At 73.2% G+C, this 16385-nt stretch carries 15 protein-coding genes and 2 pseudogenes; 14 read left to right on the top strand and 3 right to left on the bottom strand.

Annotation, left to right across the window (positions count from 1 at the left end):
• Nucleotides 1-79: 79 nt before the first annotated feature.
• From clpB to ONA70_RS08865, 14 genes and pseudogenes are all read left to right on the top strand, one after another.
• Nucleotides 80-2671: an ATP-dependent chaperone ClpB gene (clpB, locus tag ONA70_RS08930; RefSeq protein ID WP_265005875.1), complete on the top strand. Its 2592-nt coding sequence runs from the start codon at nt 80-82 to the stop codon at nt 2669-2671.
• Between the two features lie 85 nt (nt 2672-2756).
• Nucleotides 2757-3134 (top strand): hypothetical protein, encoded by a 378-nt coding sequence (locus tag ONA70_RS08925; protein WP_265005874.1) that lies wholly within the window; start codon nt 2757-2759, stop codon nt 3132-3134.
• 92 nt (nt 3135-3226) lie between these two features.
• Complete coding sequence (locus ONA70_RS08920) at nt 3227-3856, top strand: DUF4178 domain-containing protein (protein ID WP_265005873.1); 630 nt, start codon at nt 3227-3229, stop codon at nt 3854-3856.
• 2 nt (nt 3857-3858) lie between these two features.
• Nucleotides 3859-4350, top strand: coding sequence for a DUF2617 family protein (locus tag ONA70_RS08915; RefSeq protein ID WP_265005872.1), 492 nt, complete (start codon nt 3859-3861; stop codon nt 4348-4350).
• Nucleotides 4347-4772, top strand: coding sequence for a DUF4247 domain-containing protein (locus ONA70_RS08910; protein WP_265005871.1), 426 nt, complete (start codon nt 4347-4349; stop codon nt 4770-4772). Before ONA70_RS08915 ends, ONA70_RS08910 begins: the two co-directional genes overlap by 4 nt.
• Nucleotides 4773-4809: 37 nt before the next feature.
• Complete coding sequence (locus tag ONA70_RS08905; RefSeq protein WP_265005870.1) at nt 4810-5232, top strand: DUF350 domain-containing protein; 423 nt, start codon at nt 4810-4812, stop codon at nt 5230-5232.
• 113 nt (nt 5233-5345) lie between these two features.
• Nucleotides 5346-6065, top strand: a complete 720-nt coding sequence (locus ONA70_RS08900; protein WP_406601172.1) for a hypothetical protein — start codon at nt 5346-5348, stop codon at nt 6063-6065.
• On the top strand, nt 6062-7630 hold the full coding sequence (locus tag ONA70_RS08895) for a polyamine aminopropyltransferase (protein ID WP_265005868.1): 1569 nt from the start codon (nt 6062-6064) through the stop codon (nt 7628-7630). Before ONA70_RS08900 ends, ONA70_RS08895 begins: the two co-directional genes overlap by 4 nt.
• Nucleotides 7631-7639: 9 nt before the next feature.
• Entirely contained in the window at nt 7640-8695 is a 1056-nt protein-coding gene (locus tag ONA70_RS08890) for a hypothetical protein (RefSeq protein ID WP_265005867.1), read from the top strand.
• An 85-nt stretch (nt 8696-8780) separates the two neighbouring features.
• A complete protein-coding gene (locus ONA70_RS08885) occupies nt 8781-9530 on the top strand; it encodes a hypothetical protein (protein ID WP_265005866.1) in 750 nt (249 codons plus the stop codon).
• A gap of 72 nt (nt 9531-9602) precedes the next feature.
• A pseudogene (locus ONA70_RS08880) lies at nt 9603-10220 on the top strand (hypothetical protein); the annotation flags it as partial.
• Between the two features lie 248 nt (nt 10221-10468).
• A complete protein-coding gene (locus tag ONA70_RS08875; RefSeq protein ID WP_265005865.1) occupies nt 10469-11278 on the top strand; it encodes an SDR family NAD(P)-dependent oxidoreductase in 810 nt (269 codons plus the stop codon).
• Between the two features lie 166 nt (nt 11279-11444).
• Nucleotides 11445-11984 carry an orotate phosphoribosyltransferase gene (pyrE, locus tag ONA70_RS08870; protein WP_265005864.1) on the top strand — a complete coding sequence of 180 codons (540 nt, stop codon included), beginning with the start codon at nt 11445-11447 and terminating at the stop codon, nt 11982-11984.
• Between the two features lie 57 nt (nt 11985-12041).
• The gene (locus ONA70_RS08865; RefSeq protein ID WP_007073957.1) at nt 12042-12419 is read left to right on the top strand and encodes an ArsR/SmtB family transcription factor; all 378 of its coding nucleotides are present in this window, start codon (nt 12042-12044) and stop codon (nt 12417-12419) included.
• A gap of 221 nt (nt 12420-12640) precedes the next feature.
• Here ONA70_RS08865 and ONA70_RS08860 read toward each other — a convergent pair whose 3' ends face one another.
• The 3 genes and pseudogenes from ONA70_RS08860 to ONA70_RS08850 form a co-directional block, all read right to left on the bottom strand.
• Nucleotides 12641-13426 (bottom strand): DedA family protein, encoded by a 786-nt coding sequence (locus ONA70_RS08860; protein ID WP_265005904.1) that lies wholly within the window; start codon nt 13424-13426, stop codon nt 12641-12643.
• Between the two features lie 91 nt (nt 13427-13517).
• Nucleotides 13518-16034 (bottom strand): polynucleotide kinase-phosphatase, encoded by a 2517-nt coding sequence (locus ONA70_RS08855; protein WP_265005863.1) that lies wholly within the window; start codon nt 16032-16034, stop codon nt 13518-13520.
• Nucleotides 16031-16385: pseudogene (locus tag ONA70_RS08850) on the bottom strand (3' terminal RNA ribose 2'-O-methyltransferase Hen1); the annotation flags it as partial. The pseudogene ONA70_RS08850 and the gene ONA70_RS08855, both read right to left, overlap by 4 nt.

The following is a 16385-nucleotide window of genomic DNA, read 5'->3' as shown; positions in this document are numbered from 1 at the left end:
TCACACCTCTGGAGTTGAGCGGAATAGACTCAACTCTGGTTGTGTCGTTCCCAGTGGACACGCCGATCCGGGGGAGCCCATGAACACGGAACGCCTCACCACCAAGAGCCGCGAGACCATCACCGGTGCCGTCGCGCTGGCGAACCAGCGCGGCCACGCCACCGTGGAGCCCTGGCACCTGCTGCTGTCGCTGCTGGACACCGAGGGTTCGACCGCCGCCGGCCTGCTGCGCGCCGTCGGGGCCGACCCCGCCGAGCTGCGCCGGGTCGCCCAGCGCTCGGTCGACGCCCTGCCCGCCGCGCGCGGCTCCAGCATCGCCGAGCCGACCCTGGCCCGCGAGTTCGTCAACGCCATCGGCGCCGCCGAGCAGATCGCCCGCCCGCTCGGCGACGAGTACACCTCCACCGAGCACCTGCTGGCCGGGCTGGCCCGGGTGGGTGGCGCGGTCTCCGTCGCGCTGAAGAACGCCGGGGCCACCGAGGAGAACCTGGTCGCCGCCTTCCCGACCGTACGGGGTGGGGACCGGCGGGTCACCACCGCCGACCCGGAGCAGACCTACCAGGCCCTCGCCAAGTACGGCGTGGACCTGACCGCCAGCGCCCGCGAGGGAAAGATCGACCCGGTCATCGGGCGCGACTCGGAGATCCGCCGGGTGATCCAGGTGCTGTCCCGGCGGACCAAGAACAACCCCGTGCTGATCGGTGAGCCCGGCGTCGGCAAGACCGCCATCGTCGAGGGCCTCGCCCAGCGCATCGTCGCCGGCGACGTGCCCGAGTCGCTGCGGGACAAGAAGCTGGTCTCGCTCGACCTCGGTGCGATGGTGGCCGGCGCGCAGTACCGCGGCCAGTTCGAGGAGCGGCTGAAGTCCGTGCTGGAGGAGATCAAGAACTCCAACGGGCAGGTCATCACCTTCCTCGACGAGCTGCACACCGTCGTCGGCGCCGGCAAGGGCGAGGGCTCGATGGACGCCGGCAACATGCTCAAGCCGATGCTGGCCCGCGGTGAGCTGCGGATGGTCGGCGCCACCACGCTGGACGAGTACCGCGAGCACATCGAGAAGGACCCGGCGCTGGAGCGCCGCTTCCAGCCGGTGCTGGTCGGCGAACCGACCATCGAGGACACCATCGGCATTCTGCGTGGCCTCAAGGAGCGCTACGAGGTGCACCACGGCGTACGGATCACCGACGCCGCGCTGGTCGCCGCCGCCGCCCTGTCGGACCGTTACATCACCGACCGCTTCCTGCCCGACAAGGCGATCGACCTGGTCGACGAGTCCGCGTCCCGGCTCCGGATGGAGATCGACTCCCGCCCGGTGGAGGTGGACGAGATCGAGCGGGCGGTGCGCCGGCTGGAGATCGAGGAGATGGCGCTGGCCAAGGAGCCGGACGCCGCCTCGGCCGAGCGGCTGGAGCGGCTGCGCAAGGAGCTGGCCGACAAGCGGGAGCAGCTCACCGTGCTCTCCGAGCGCTGGCAGCTGGAGAAGAGCCACATCACCAAGCTCTCCACCGCCAAGGAGGAGCTGGAGCGGCTCGGTGGTGAGGCCGAGCGGGCCGAGCGCGACGGCGAGCTGGAACGCGCCGCCGAGCTGCGGTACGGCCGGATTCCGGCGCTCAAGGCCGAGCTGACGCGGGCCGAGGAGGAACTGGCCCGGCTCCAGGCCGACGGCGCGATGCTCAAGGAGGAGGTCGGCGCGGACGACATCGCCGCCGTGGTCGCCTCCTGGACCGGCATCCCGGCCGGCCGGCTGCTCGAGGGCGAGACCGCCAAGCTGCTCCGGATGGAGGAGTCGCTGTGGGCCCGGGTGGTCGGCCAGTCCGAGGCGGTCGCCGCGGTCTCCGACGCGGTCCGCCGGGCCCGGGCCGGCGTCGCCGATCCGGACCGCCCGACCGGCAGCTTCCTCTTCCTCGGCCCGACCGGCGTCGGCAAGACCGAGCTGGCCAAGGCGCTCGCCGAGTTCCTCTTCGACGACGAGCGGGCCATGGTCCGCATCGACATGAGCGAGTACGGCGAGAAGCACTCCGTGGCCCGCCTGGTCGGCGCCCCGCCCGGCTACGTCGGCTACGAGGAGGGCGGCCAGCTCACCGAGGCGGTGCGCCGCCGGCCGTACTCGGTGGTGCTGCTGGACGAGGTGGAGAAGGCCCACCCGGACGTCTTCGACGTGCTGCTCCAGGTGCTCGACGACGGCCGGCTCACCGACGGCCAGGGTCGTACCGTGGACTTCCGCAACGCGATCCTGATCCTCACCTCGAACCTGGGGTCTTCGGTGATCAGCGACCTGACGCTCACCGAGGAGGAGCGCCGGGAGGGCGTCCTCGCGATGGTCCGGTCGCACTTCAAGCCGGAGTTCCTCAACCGCCTCGACGACATCGTGGTGTTCGCCGCCCTACAGGGCGAAGACCTGCGGGCCATCGTCGACATCCAGCTGGACCGGATGCGGAAGCGGCTCGCCGACCGCCGGCTGGCGCTGGACATCAGCGACTCCGCCCGGGTGTGGCTCGCCGAGCACGGGTACGACCCGATCTACGGCGCCCGCCCGCTGCGCCGGCTGGTCCAGTCGGCGATCGGCGACCAGCTCGCCAAGGCGCTGCTGGCCGGCCAGATCCGCGACGGCGACACGGTCCGGGTCGACCTCGCCGACACCAAGGACGCCCTGACCGTCACCGCGGCCTGACCGCCTCGGCCGGGGTCCCGCACCACCCGGGACCCCGGCCTTGATCAACAGAGTGGGCGGCGGCCGGAGCGGGCAGTAGGAGGGCATGTTGGGGCTCGGGAAGAAGGACCGGGAACTGGACGCGGCCGTCGAGGAGTTGGCGCGGGCGGACACGCTGGCCTTCGGCGGGGTGGGGATCGCCGCGCAGATCCTGCCGGCGACGGCGGCGTACCGTTACGTGGAGCGGGCGTTGGACGAGCATCCGGAGGCGGCCCGCAAGAAGGTCGACTGGCTGCTCAAGCACGGGTCGCCGGCCGGGAAGGCGTACGCGGCCGCGCTGCTGGACACCGTCGACCGGGCGGCCGGCCGGGCGGCGTGGGAGCGGCTGCGCGGCGACGCGGGCGAGTTCACCACTTTCAGCGGCTGCATCATGGGCCACGCCACCCTCCGCGAGTACGCCACGGAGCGCCTCGCCGGGGCCTGACCATTGCTGACCGCTCACTCAGTGAGCGGGACTTAGGTGCGCGTGCGTCGGGTTGTTACCGTCTCCGCCGACGTACGTGGGGAGGCGGGGTCGTGGACGGAACATTGGCGTACCTGGTGGCGGGACTGGGCTGCCTGCTCGGGGTGGCCGGGGTGGTGATCGCCGTGGTGGCGCTGACTCGGGCCCGGTCCCGGCCGCGCCCGCCGGCCACCGGCGACCCGTTCCGCGACCGGGACGCCGACGCGTTGCGCGGCGACCCCCGCGGGCTCAAGCCCGGCGACATCGTGGAGATCCGCCAGGTGCCGTACACCGTACGCGGCTCGGTGCACCTGGTCGAGGGCGGGTGGAGCTGGGCCGAGCACCTGCTCGACGACGCCGGCGGGGTGAAGCGCTGGCTCTCCGTGGAGGCGGACCCCGACCTGGAACTGGTGCTCTGGACCGGCGAGCCGTCCGCCACCGTGACTCCCGGCGCGCCGACCCTGGAGATCGCCGGCCGCCGCTACCAGTGGGACGAGTCCGGCCAGGCGAAGTACACCGCCACCGAGGGCACCGGGCTCGACCCGCGTGGCACCATGCGCTACCACGACTACCAGGCCCCCGGCGGGGCCCGGCTCTCCTTCGAGGCGTACGGGGAGGCCGGCTGGGAGGTGAACCTCGGCGAGCAGTTGCACCGCGCCGAGGTGATGATCTACCCGCAGGGCGGCCCGGAGCAGGTGTCCTGAGCGTGCTGGTCGACCTGGACGCCCCGTACGTCGACACCCGCGCCGCCGACCTGAGCCTCAGCCTGGGCGGCCCGGAACGCCCGGCCCTGCACGTCCGCGAGCTGACCCTCCCCGGTGGCTGGCGGCTGCGGCTGCGCCTGCTCGGCGCCTCGCACCAGGTGGTCTGCGGTGACCTGACCGAGACCGTCGCCTGCCTGCCCGGACGCCCGCCGCACCTGCCCGACACCCTGCACGACGAGAGCGCCGGCTACCGGTTCACCGCCACGGTGCTCCGGCCGGCCGGAGACGGCCTGCGCACCCGGGTCGCCGCGCTCCGCGCCGAACTGGCCGACGACCCGTACGCGCTGGTCGGGGTCTTCCCCGGCGACGTCGACGCGGTCACCGCGCTCGCCGTCCGCCCTGCTCCGCCGGCCGGCTCGGTGGCCTGGCGCACCTGGCACGCGTATCCCCAGACCAACGAACTGGTCCTGACCGAGACGGTGGTGGCACTGTGACGTACCGACGCTGGTTCGTGGTGGGCGTGGCGTTCGCCGTGATCGGCGCCCTGGTCGCCGGCTTCACCATCTTCTACGGCAACTTCTCGCCCCGAGGCTACGTCGAGGACCACTACCGCAGGGCGACGAGCCGGGACATCGGCGGCGACGCGATCGCGTACACCTCGAACCGGGCCCCCAGCCAGGTGTCCGAGGACATCACGGACGCCTGGCAGCCAGCCGACCAGTACGTCGACGGGAGCGGCGTCTACCTGCGCTACGACGACGACTCGGTGGTGATCCTGCCGCTCGCCGTCGGTTCGGTGATCCTGCTGGAGCGGATGAGCACCGCGTACCCGCGCTACCACTCCCGGGTGGGCAACCACTGGGGCTGGGGCCGGGGCAGCACGGTCCGCGGGGGCGGACCCGGCGCCGGCAAGTGACCTGACCCCTCCCACCTGACGAATCCTGGAGTCCCCTGTGCAGACGCTGGTCACCGATCTGCTGGTCACGCTCGCCTACGGCGTGGTCGGTGTCGCCCTGATGGCGATCGGCTACGTCCTGGTCGACGTCGCCACCCCCGGCAAGCTCCACGAGCTGATCTGGGTCGAGCGCAACCGCAACGGCGCGCTGCTGCTCGCCTCGAACCTGGCCGGGGTGGGCATCATCGTGGTCGCCGCGATCGCCGCCAGCTCGGACGACTTCGTCCTCGGCCTGGTCGGCGCCGCCGCGTACGGGATCCTCGGCCTGGTCATCATGGCGGCGGCGTTCCTGCTGCTCGACATGGCCACCCCGGGCAAGCTCGGGGAGATCCTGGTCGACCCGGAGCCGCACCCCGCGGTCTGGGTGTCCGCCGTGATCCACGTCGCCACCGGCGCGATCATCGCCGCCGCGATCAGCTGATGGCCGGCGGCAGCCGGCCCGCCCCGGCGAAGCGCGGCCAGCAGAAGCGGCGGCAGGTGCTGCTCTGGTCGGTGATCGCGGTGGTGACCGTAGGGCTCTGCGCCGTCGGAGCGATGACCGGCGACTCGGACATCAGCGTCCCGGCGCCGGCGGCCGACGAGCGGGCCGACACCGTGCCGCTCCTGCAGTCGGCGGCCACCAGCCAGGGCATCTGCTACGGGTGGCGGCTGATGGACGGGTACGAGGTGGTCAGCGTCGGCTCGAACGCGGGCGACGGCACGGCGGTCGAGGAGGCACCCGGTTGCCCCCGGTGGATCGAGGTGTACGCCGACGTCACCTACACCTCGGAGAGCAGCGAGGCGAACGACTTCGCCACCGTCCAGGTGAAGGGTTCCGGCGACCTCGAACTAGCCGACCTCTACCGGATCGAGGCCGGGCTGGCGCGGTTCGGGCTGGACGAGGGCACCTTCGTCGACGATCCGGGCTGGGCCGTGACCCGGGCCGCCACCACGCTGCCGCTGCTCGCCGTCGAGGCCGGGCTGGCCGAGCCCGCCGCTCCCACCGCCGGCCCGACGGCCGCCGTCGCCCCGCTGCCCGACGCCGGCAGCGACTTCTGGCGGGACCGCTGGCTCTGGCTGCTCGCCACCCTGGGCATCCTGGTGCTCGCCGCGCTCTTCGTCACCGTGGGGGTCCGGCAACGCCGCCGGACGACTGCTCCGGGTCGCGGCGTGGCGGCAGACGCGCCGAGCCGGAGTGGTCGCAAGCTCCGGGTACGCGTGCCCGCGCAGCGTGCCGGGGCGGAAGCCGCCGGGCGTACCCGGGAGACGGCGTGACCACCGAGGCGCCGGCGCGGCCGGGGTGGCGGCCGGCCCGCGCGGCGGTCCTGCTCGCGGTCTTCGTCTGCGCGGCCTGCGGCCTGGTGTACGAGCTGGCGCTGGTCGCCCTCGGCAGCTACCTGATCGGCGACGCGGTCGGTCAGGCGTCGATCGTGCTCGGCGTGATGGTCTTCGCGATGGGCGTCGGCGCGCTGGTGGCGAAGCCGCTGCAGCCCCGGGCGGCGGCCGCCTTCGCGGTGATCGAGCTGACCCTCGCCCTGCTCGGCGGCCTCTCCGTGCTCGCCCTCTACGCCGCCTTCGCCTGGCTCGACCTGTACGGGCCGGCCCTGGTCGGCACCGCGTTCGTGCTCGGCCTGCTGATCGGTGCCGAGATCCCGCTGCTCATGGTGCTGCTGCAACGCATCCGCGAGCAGTCCGCGGGCAGCGCGGTGGCCGACCTGTTCGCCGCCGACTACGTGGGTGCGCTGCTCGGCGGGCTGGCCTTCCCGTTCCTGCTGATGCCGGTCTTCGGGCAGCTCAAGGGCGCGCTGGTGGTGGGTGCGGTGAACGCGGTCGCCGGTCTCGCGCTGGTCGGCACGGTCTTCCGCGCCGACCTGGGCCGGCGCGCCCGGCTCGGGCTCGGCGCCGGCTCCGTCGTGGTCGCCCTCTGCCTCGGGTACGCCTGGGTCACCGCGCACGACTTCGAGGTGACCGCGCGGCAGCAGCTCTACCGGGACCCGGTGGTGCACGCCGAGCGGAGCCGGTACCAGGAGATCGTGCTGACCCGGTCGGTGCGGGAGATCGGCCACGCCGACACCGACCTGCGGCTGTTCCTCAACGGCGACCTCCAGTTCAGCTCGATCGACGAGTACCGCTACCACGAGTCGCTGGTCCATCCGGCCATGAACGGCCCGCACGGCGAGGTGCTGGTGCTCGGCGCCGGGGACGGGCTCGCGCTGCGGGAGATCCTGAAATACCCGGACGTGGGCCGGGTGACACTGGTCGACCTGGACCCGGCCGTGGTGCGGTTGGCGAGGACCGAGACGCAGCTGCGCGAGCTCAACCGGAACTCGTTCGCCGATCCCCGGGTCCGGGTGCTCAACCTGGACGCGTTCGGCTGGCTGCGGACCGCCACGGACCGCTTCGACGTGGTGGTCGCCGACCTGCCCGACCCGGACGAGACCGCCACCGCCAAGCTCTACACCGTCGAGTTCTACGCGCTGATCCGCTCGGTGCTCGCCCCCGGTGGGCGGCTGGTGGTGCAGGCCGGTTCGCCGTACTTCGCGCCCCGGTCGTACTGGTCGATCGAGCATTCGGTCCGCGCGGCCGGCTTCGCCACCGTGCCGTACCACGTGGACGTGCCGAGCTTCGGCGACTGGGGGTACGTGCTCGCCGCGCCGGGCCCCACCCCGCCGGCGCTGGCCCTGCCCGCCGACGCGCCGCCGCTGCGTTTCCTCACCCCGTCGGTGCTCGCCGCAGCCACCACCTTTCCCGCCGACCGGGCCCGGCTGGACGTACCGGCTTCCACGTTGTTGCAGCCCAGGGTGCTGGAGTACGCCCGCACGGAGTGGCGCGGCTACTAGTTTCGGGACATGCTGCCCGGGTCACCCCGCCGCGAGGTCCGGGAGCCGGGGTGGCTGCGCCGACGGCTCCCGGCCCGGGCGATCGACGCCGCCGCGTACCTGCAGGCGTTCGTGCTCTCCGGGGTGGTCACCGTGCTCCTCCTGCGGGCGTACCTCAAGGCCACCGGGTATCCGCAGCTGGGCGGCGGCGGGTTGCACATCGCCCACGTGCTCTGGGGTGGACTGCTGCTGGCCGTCGGGCTCGGCGTCGCGCTGGTCTTCCTCGGCGGCGGGGCGCGGACCGCCGGGGCGATCATCGGCGGGATCGGCTTCGGGCTCTTCATCGACGAGGTGGGCAAGTTCGTCACCACCCGGACCGACTACTTCTACGCGCCGGCGGCCGGCATCATCTACGGCGCGTTCGCCCTGCTCGTCCTGCTCACCCAGGCGGTACGCGGCCGGATGCGGCTGACCTCGGACGAGCGGATCGCCAACGCCCTCGACATGGTGCTCAGCGGGGTACCGGGCGGGCTCACCGACCGGCGCCGGATCGCCGTGCTCCGCCTGGTCCAGGGCGCCGGCCCGACCGTCGAGGCGGCGATGGTGCAACTGCTCGACGCGGTGCCCCGGCGGGAGCCGCCCCCAGTCCGGTTCTGGCGGCGGGCAGCGGACCGGGCCCGCCGCCTCGCCGCCTGGGTGGCCGCCCGGCGCTGGCTCGTCTGGCCGGTGGTCGTCTACCTGGTGGTGGAGCCGGTGGTCACCGTGGTCTCCGTGGCACTCGCCGGGGTGACCGGTGAGCTGAACCAGCAGCGGGAGTGGGGCGCCGTGCTCGGCACCTCGGTCGCCGCGCTGATCACCGCCGTGCTGAGCGTACGGGCCGCCCTGCGGCTGCGCGGTAACCGGCTGGGCGCGTTCCGGTTGTTCAAGCTGGCCCTCCTGGTCGACCTGCTGTTCGGGCAGATCTTCAACTTCACGGTCAACCAGTTCGGGGCGGTCTTCGCGCTCGTACTCGATCTTTTCCTGCTCGGCGTGGTGACCGCCGAGCACCGCCGGCTGCGCCGGGAGGCGATGCCCTACCACCACTGAGCGGTGCGGCGGGTCCCGGCCCGCGTCCCCTGCCGATCCGGCCCGATCTGGTTACGGTGGGCGTGCTGCCCAGGGAAGGAGAATCATGGTCGATGCCTCCGGAACGCCGGCCCGCGCCCGTCCGAGCGTGGTGACGACATCCAGTTGGCTGCTCATTCTCGTCGCCGCCATCCAGGTGGTGCACCTGATCCTGACGATCGCCACGATCGGCACGGTGCGGACCGTCCTGCGGGATGCCTACCGCGGCACCTCGGCCGAGCAGGCGGCCGACTTCGTCTGGGTGTTCGGGCTGGTCGGGGCCGTCGTCACCCTGCTGCTCGCGATCGCGCTCGTGGTCCTCGCCCTGTTGAACAACCGGGGGAGGAACGGCACCCGGATCACCACCTGGGTGCTGGGCGGGATCCTGATCTGCTGCTCCGGCGGCGGCCTGCTCAACAACGCGGCCGGCGGCCTGATGAACGGCGGCCCCAGCAACGGCAGCATGCCGAGCGGACAGGAGATCCAGCGCCGGCTCGCGGACGCGCTGCCCGGCTGGTACGGCCCGGTCACCACGCTGCTCGGGGTGGTCGCCCTGCTCGCCCTGCTGGCCGCCCTGATCCTGCTGGCGCTGCCGGCGGCCAACGAGTTCTTCCGCAAGCCGAAGCAGCCGGTCTGGGAGCCGCCGGTGCCGGGGGCCACCTGGCCGGCGTACCCGCAGGCGCCGGGGCAGCCGCCCGCGCCGGGCTACCCGCCGGCGCCGGGCTACCCGCAGACTCCGGGCCAACCGGGCCAGCCGCCGGCTCCGTCGTCCGGGCCGGGCGAGCGGCGGGAACCCGAGCCGCCACCCGGAAGTTGACGCCCGGATAAGAGCGACGCCGACGATCCCTCCGAGTAGGTTGCAAGCCGACGCCTACCGGAGGGATTCGTCGTGTCGTACCCCGTTCAGGCCGCGCCCCGCCGTCCGGGGGTGGTCGTCGCGGCGGCGGCGGTGCTGCTGCTGATGGCGGTCGGCGCCGTCGCGTACGCGGTCGCCAACCTGGCCGTGGTCGGCGGCACGGTGAGCCGGTTCCGCGACGCGGCCGACGCCACCGGCGCCGGCCAGCGCGAGATCGACGAGGTGGTGTCGGTGCTGCGCGCGACCGCGGCGGCGTCGGGCGTGATCGGCGTGGTGGTGGGCCTGGTGCTGGTCGGCCTCGCCCTCGGTCTGCTCTCCGGTCGTCCGGGTGCCCGGGTGGCTACCTGGGTGGTGGCCGGCCTCGGCCTGTTCTGCGGCTGCTGCGGGCTGGCGGTGCTGGTCGGCCAGCGGGCCGCCCCGTTGCAGGTCAGCGCCGACGGCCGGGCGACCGCCGAGCTGTTCGGCCTGCTCGGCGACGCGTACCCGGGCTGGTGGATCCCGCTGAACGCTGCCGTGGCGGTGGCCCAGGTGCTCGGCTACCTGGTCGTCGCGGCGCTACTGGTCGCGCCCACGGCCGGTGCCTTCTTCCACCGCCGCCCCGCCCCGGCCGGCCCGGCGTCTCCGGCCGGCGCGGCGCCCCCGGCCGGCCCGTTCCCGCCGGCCGGCCCCGTGCCCCCTCCCGGGCCCGGCTACGGCCCGGCATCCGCGCCGCCCGCCGCCGGCTACGGTCCGCCGTCCGCCACCGGTCCGGCTGCTCCCGTGCCCGGTCCCTCGTCGCCCTGGGCACCGCCGCCGGGTCCGGTGCAGGCCGCGCCGGCGGCCCCGCCCGTTCCGCCCGGCGGCCCGCAGCCGCCCACGCCGCCACCGTCCGGCTCGACGCCGCCGGCCGAGGACCGAACGTGACCGACGTCCCGCACCCCTCCCCGCGTCGAGCCCTGGTCACCGGGGCCAGCCTGGGCATCGGCGAGGCGTTCGCCCGCCGGCTGGCCGCCGACGGCTGGGACCTGGTCCTGGTGGCCCGGGACGCCGGCCGGCTGGACGCCGTCGCCGCCGAGTTGACCGGCCGGTACGGCCACCAGGTCGAGGTCATTGCCGCCGATCTGTCCACCGACGACGGCTGTGCCACGGTGGAGCGCCGGCTGGTCGCCGAACCGCCGATCGAGTTGCTCGTGAACAACGCCGGGATCAGCCTCAGCACCTCGTTTGTCCGGTCGGCCGTGACGGACGAGGCCCGGCTGCTCCGGCTGAACGTGCTGGCGGTGCTGCGGCTGACCCATGCGGCGCTCGGACCGATGATCGAGCGCGGCAGCGGGATAGTGATAAATGTCTCTTCGGTCGCCGGTTTCGGCGTGCCCATGCCGGGCTCGACGTACTCGGCCAGCAAGGCCTGGGTGACGAATTTCAGTGAGTCGATCGGCCTTTCGGTGGCACCGCTCGGCGTCCGGGTGATGGCGCTCTGCCCCGGCTACACGCGTACCGGCTACCACGAGCGGGCCGGCATCGACATGACCCGTACCCCGCGCTGGCTCTGGCTGCGGGCCGCCGATGTGGTCGACGAAGGGCTGCGTGACCTGGCAAAAGGCAAGCTGGTCAGCGTGCCGAGCTGGAAGTACAAGCTCGCCGCGGCGGGTCTTCGGCACGCGCCGCGCCGGCTGCTGTGGAGCGTCTCCCGGGACACCCGGGGCCGGGTCACCCGGGGCGGCGGCTGACCGACGGCCGGCCGGTCGGGCGTCCCGTCGCTGGGATCGGCGTCTGCCGGTACGAAACGGCGGTTGCACAGCGTAGTCGGACATAGCCACTCGTCGGTCGCCCGCAGGGTTGACCCGGGAGGACCCGACGGACGGCTCCCAGACTTGCGCAGTACCCTCTATCGCCATGGGGGACCACGACGACCTGCGTAAATTCATCACCGATCTGGCTGTGGTCCATGGTCGAGTGGTGCTCTCGTCGGGCCGCGAGGCGGACTGGTACGTCGATCTGCGTCGCGTCACGCTCCATCACCGGGCGGCACCGTTGGTCGGCCGGGTGATGCGTGAGCTGACCGCCGATTGGGCGTACGACGCCGTCGGCGGCCTGACCCTCGGGGCCGATCCGATCGCCGCCGCGATGCTGCACGCGTCGGCCGAGGCCGACCGGCCGCTGGACGCGTTCGTGGTCCGCAAGGCGGGCAAGGCGCACGGTCTGCAGCGGCGGATCGAGGGGCCGGACGTCGCCGGCCGTCGGGTGCTCGCGGTTGAGGACACCTCGACGACCGGCGGCAGCGTGTTGACCGCCGTCGAGGCTTTGCGTGAGGCCGGGGCCGAGGTGGTCGGTGTGGCGGTTATTGTTGATCGAGGCGCCGGCGACGCCGTACGAGCCGCCGGATTGCCGTATCGGGCGGCCTATACGTTGGCTGACCTCGGCCTTGTGGCGTAAAAGTTTGCCGATTCGGATCTGCTGATATGCAGGCGGATCGATGCTGCTGGTGGAAGGATGGAATACGTGGGAACTGCGTTGGCTGAAATGACCATGCCTCAGATCTCGCCGCTTGCCGGCGAGCCGATCGAACGTGCCGATGCCGAGCGTCTCGCCGGGGTCCTCAAGGCCCTCGCCGATCCCGCCCGGCTGCGGCTGCTCAGCCTGATCCAGTCGGCGCCCGAGGGCGAGGCGTGCGTGTGTGACCTCACCGCGCCGCTCGGCCTCTCGCAGCCGACGGTCAGCCACCACCTGCGCATCCTCACCGAGGCCGGCTTGCTGGAGCGGGAGAAGCGTGGGGTCTGGGCGTACTACCGGCTGGTGCCGACCGCGATCGCCACGATCGCGGATCTGCTCACTCCGCCGCGTAAGCGGGCCACCAAGAAGGCTCGCTGAAACCGGACGTGTCCGAGTTTCGGGTTGACCGTCCGGGGTCGTGGCGCGGCGTTAGACGCGCCGAACCCGGATGGCCATAGGAGTGCGGTGCCGGGTGGCGTGCCAGGGGTGGCGCCACCAGGGGACGATGACGGCTGCCCGTCATCCGTACCACCCGCAGCCCGACAGGTCGCCGATGGCCGGCCCCCTCCACAGGGGACCGGCCATCGGCGTATCCGGGATCAGCGGCGGTGCTGCGGGCCGTGCCCGTGCCGCCGGTCGTCGTCGCCCTCGATCGCGTCCCGCACGGCGTCGACCGCGCCCGCGGCGCTGGATGCCGCGACCATGGTGGCCGCCTCGCCGCGCTTGCGCGCCCGCCGGTCGCGGAGGAACTCGAAGAAGATCGGCAGCACCGAGATCACGATGATCAGCGCGACCACCGGCAGGATGTAGCGGTCGATCTTGTCACCGATCGCGTTGTAGATCTGGTCGGCCAGCAGGTAGCCGATCAGCAGGATGCCGTCCACCCAGAGGACCGCCCCGACCACGTTCCAGAGGAAGAACTGCCGGGCGGGCATGCCGAGCACGCCGGCCACCGGGTTGAGGAAGGTCCGCACGATCGGGATGAACCGGGCCAGTACCACGGCCTTGGCCGGGCCGAACTTCTGGAAGTAGTACTCGGCCTTCTCCACGTACTCCCGCTTGAACAGGCGGGAGTTGGGCTTGTCGAACATCCGCCGGCCGTACCGGGCGCCGAGCCAGTGACCGAGCTGCGCCCCGGCGATCGCGCAGAGCGGGCCGCCGATCAGCAGCCCGGCCAGCGACAGCCGGGTGCCGGCCCCGAAGATCGCGTCGGCCACCGGCGAGGCGGCCACCCCGGCCAGGAAGAGCAGTGAGTCGCCCGGGAAGAAGAAGCCGACCAGCAGGCCGGTCTCGGCGAAGAGGATCACCCAGACACCGATCATCCCGAAGGTGTGGATCAGGTCCTTCGGGTCGAGCGGGTTCAGAGCGACGCTCTCGGAGATCATCCGGGTCTTCTCAGCTGTGTCCACGGCCACAAAGGGTACCCGGGTCCGGTCAAGCGTCGAGCCGGACCGGGCGTACCGCCGCCGTCGTGGCCTACAGACGGGGGTCGACCGGTTCGGACTCGCAGGCGAGGATCGCGAAGACCAGCTCGTGGCGGCGCCAGAGCGGGGCGTCCTCGGCGAGCGCGTCCAGGGCGGCCAGGCCGAGGCCGTGCTCGCGCAGCGCCAGGCCGCGCTTGCGGCCCAGTGACCGCTTCCGCAGCGCGGCGAGCTGGCCCGGCTCGGTGTACCCGGGGCCGTAGATGATCCGCAGGTACTCCCGGCCCCGGCACTTGATCCCCGGCTGGAGCAGCGACCCCTTCGGCGACCGGGCGGCCAGGCCGGCGTACGGCTTGACCACCATGCCCTCGCCACCGGCCGAGGTCAGCGCCAGCCACCAGTCGGTCGCCGCCGCCACCGCCGCCTCGTCGGTCAGGTCGACCACCTGGCGGCGGGTCGGGGTGAAGAACTCGGGGTCGGCCGCGCAGAGCCGGTCGGCCAGGGCCAGGTGCCAGCCGTGGTCGCGGTCCGCGTAGCTCGCCCCGGCCCCGGCCAGCACCGCGAACGGCGCCAGGGCCACCCCGCGCAGCCCGTCGGTCGGCCCGACGTACGCCCGGTACGCCGCCGCGTACGCCTGCACCTCGGCGTCCCGGTCGGCCATCCGGCCGCGGAGCTCAGCCACCGGCAGCCCTCGGCCGGCGGCGGCGTCCAGCGTGGCGAGCACCGCCGGCAGGGCGGCCCGGCCGGCCGCACCCACCCCGGCGTACTGCTCGCGGATCAGGCTGCCCGCCTTCGCCGACCAGGGCAGCAGCTCGCAGTCGAGCAGCAGCCAGTCGGTGTCCAGCTCGGCCCAGAGCCCGGCCGTGGTGATCGCGGCACGGACCCGGGCCAGCAGGTCGTCGTCGAGTGGCGGCCCGAAGAACGGCCGGCCGGTACGGGTGTGCACGGCCCCGCCGGCGAACCGGCCCGGTTCCCGTTCCACCAGCACCACGGCTCGCGAGCCCATGTGCTTCCCCTCGCAGACCACCCGCTCGACGCCGGCCGCCCGGTAGTCGGCGAACGCCTGCTCCGGGTGCTCCAGGAACCCGTCGACGGCCGACGTCGAGCAGGGCGCCATGGTCGGCGGCAGCCAGACCAGCCGACCCGGGTCGAGGGCGTACCGGCTCATCACCTCCAGCGCGGCGGCGGCGTTCTCGGCCGGCACGGTCAGCGTCCCGTACGCGTGCGTGAGGTGCCGCCGCCCGGTGACGTCGGCCAGGTCCAGCACGGTGTCCGGGCGGGCCGGTACCGGCGCGACCAGCGGACGGGCCGGGGCGTACCACTCCTTGCCGGCCGGGACCGAGACCAGCTCCTTCTCCGGGTAGCGCAGCGCGGTCAGCTTCCCGCCGAAGACACAGCCGGTGTCGACGCAGATGGTGTTGTTCACCCACTCCGGCTCCGGCGTCGGGGTGTGCCCGTACACGACCGTCGCCGAGCCCCGGTAGTCGCGCGCCCATGGGTAGCGGACCGGCAGGCCGTACTCGTCGGTCTCGCCGGTGGTCTCCCCGTACAGCGCGAACGACCGCACCCGCCCGGACGTCCGGCCGTGGTACGCCTCCTTGAGCCCGGCGTGCGCCACCACCAGTCGCCCGCCGTCCAGCACGTAGTGGCTGACCAGGCCCTCGATGAAGGCCGCCGCGTCGGCCACGAAGCTCGCCGGCTCCGACTCCAGCTGGGCCATCGTCTCGGCCAGGCCGTGGGTGAGGCGCACATCCCGGCCGCGCAGCTTGCGCAGCAGCTTCTGCTCGTGGTTGCCCGGCACGCAGATCGCGTGGCCGGCCGCCACCATGCCCATCACCAGGCGGAGCACGCCGGGCGAGTCCGGGCCGCGGTCCACCAGGTCACCCACGAAGACCGCGGTACGCCCGGCCGGCGGCACCGCGTCCACCGGGCGGCCCGCGTCGTCGCGGTGCAGCGCGTAGCCCAGCCGGACCAGCAGCGCCTCCAGCTCCTCGCGGCAGCCGTGCACGTCACCGACGATGTCGAACGGTCCGGTCAGCTCGCGCCGGTCGTTGAACAGCTTCTCGTAGCGGATCTCCGCGCCGTCGATCTCCTCGACCCCGCGCAGCACGTGCACCTTGCGGAAGCCCTCCCGGGCCAGCCGCCCGTACGACTGCCGTAGGTCGCGCTGCATCCGGGCGAGCACCTGCCGGCCGTGGGTCCGGTCGACCCGGGTCTGCGTACGCTCCCAGGCCAGCGCCTCCGGCACGTCCAGCACGATCGCCACCGGCAGCACGTCGTGCTCGCGGGCCACCTTGACCAGGGCGGCCCGGGCGTGCGGCTGGAGGTTGGTCGCGTCCACCACGGTGAGCCGGCCCCGGCGCAGCCGGATCCCGGCGACGTGGTGCAGCGCGTCGAACGCGTCGCCGGAGGCCGACTGGTCGTTCTCGTCGTCGGCCACCATGCCCCGGAAGGTGTCCGAGGAGAGCACCTGGCTGGGTCGGAAGTGCCGCCGGGCGAAGGTGGACTTGCCGGAACCGGAGACGCCGACCAGCGCCACCAGGGCGAGCTCGGGGATGTCCAGGGTGGTCATCGGGTCGTCTCCTCCGTCCGGGTCGCTGCTTCCGTTGTGGTGAAAACCGCGAGCTGCGTGGGGCTGCCCACCTCGGGGTCGTCGTCGCCGATCCCGGCGATCGTGGCGGTGTAGCCGTGGGCCACCGTCACCCGCTCGACCCAGGCGGCGAACTCGGTCCGGGTCCACTCGAACCGGTGGTCGGCGTGCCGGAACCGGCCCGCGCCCAGCCCCTCGTAGCGGACGTTGTACTCGACGTTCGGCGTGGTCACCACGACCGTGCCGGGGCGGGCGTGGCCGAACACCGCGTCCTCCAGCGCCGGCAGGCGCGGCGGGTCGAGATGCTCGATCACCTCCATCAGCACCGCCGCG

Source organism: Micromonospora yasonensis (assembly GCF_026013475.1).
Taxonomy (GTDB): Bacteria; Actinomycetota; Actinomycetes; order Mycobacteriales; family Micromonosporaceae; genus Micromonospora; species Micromonospora yasonensis.
This window is presented reverse-complemented; position numbering and strand designations above follow the sequence as displayed.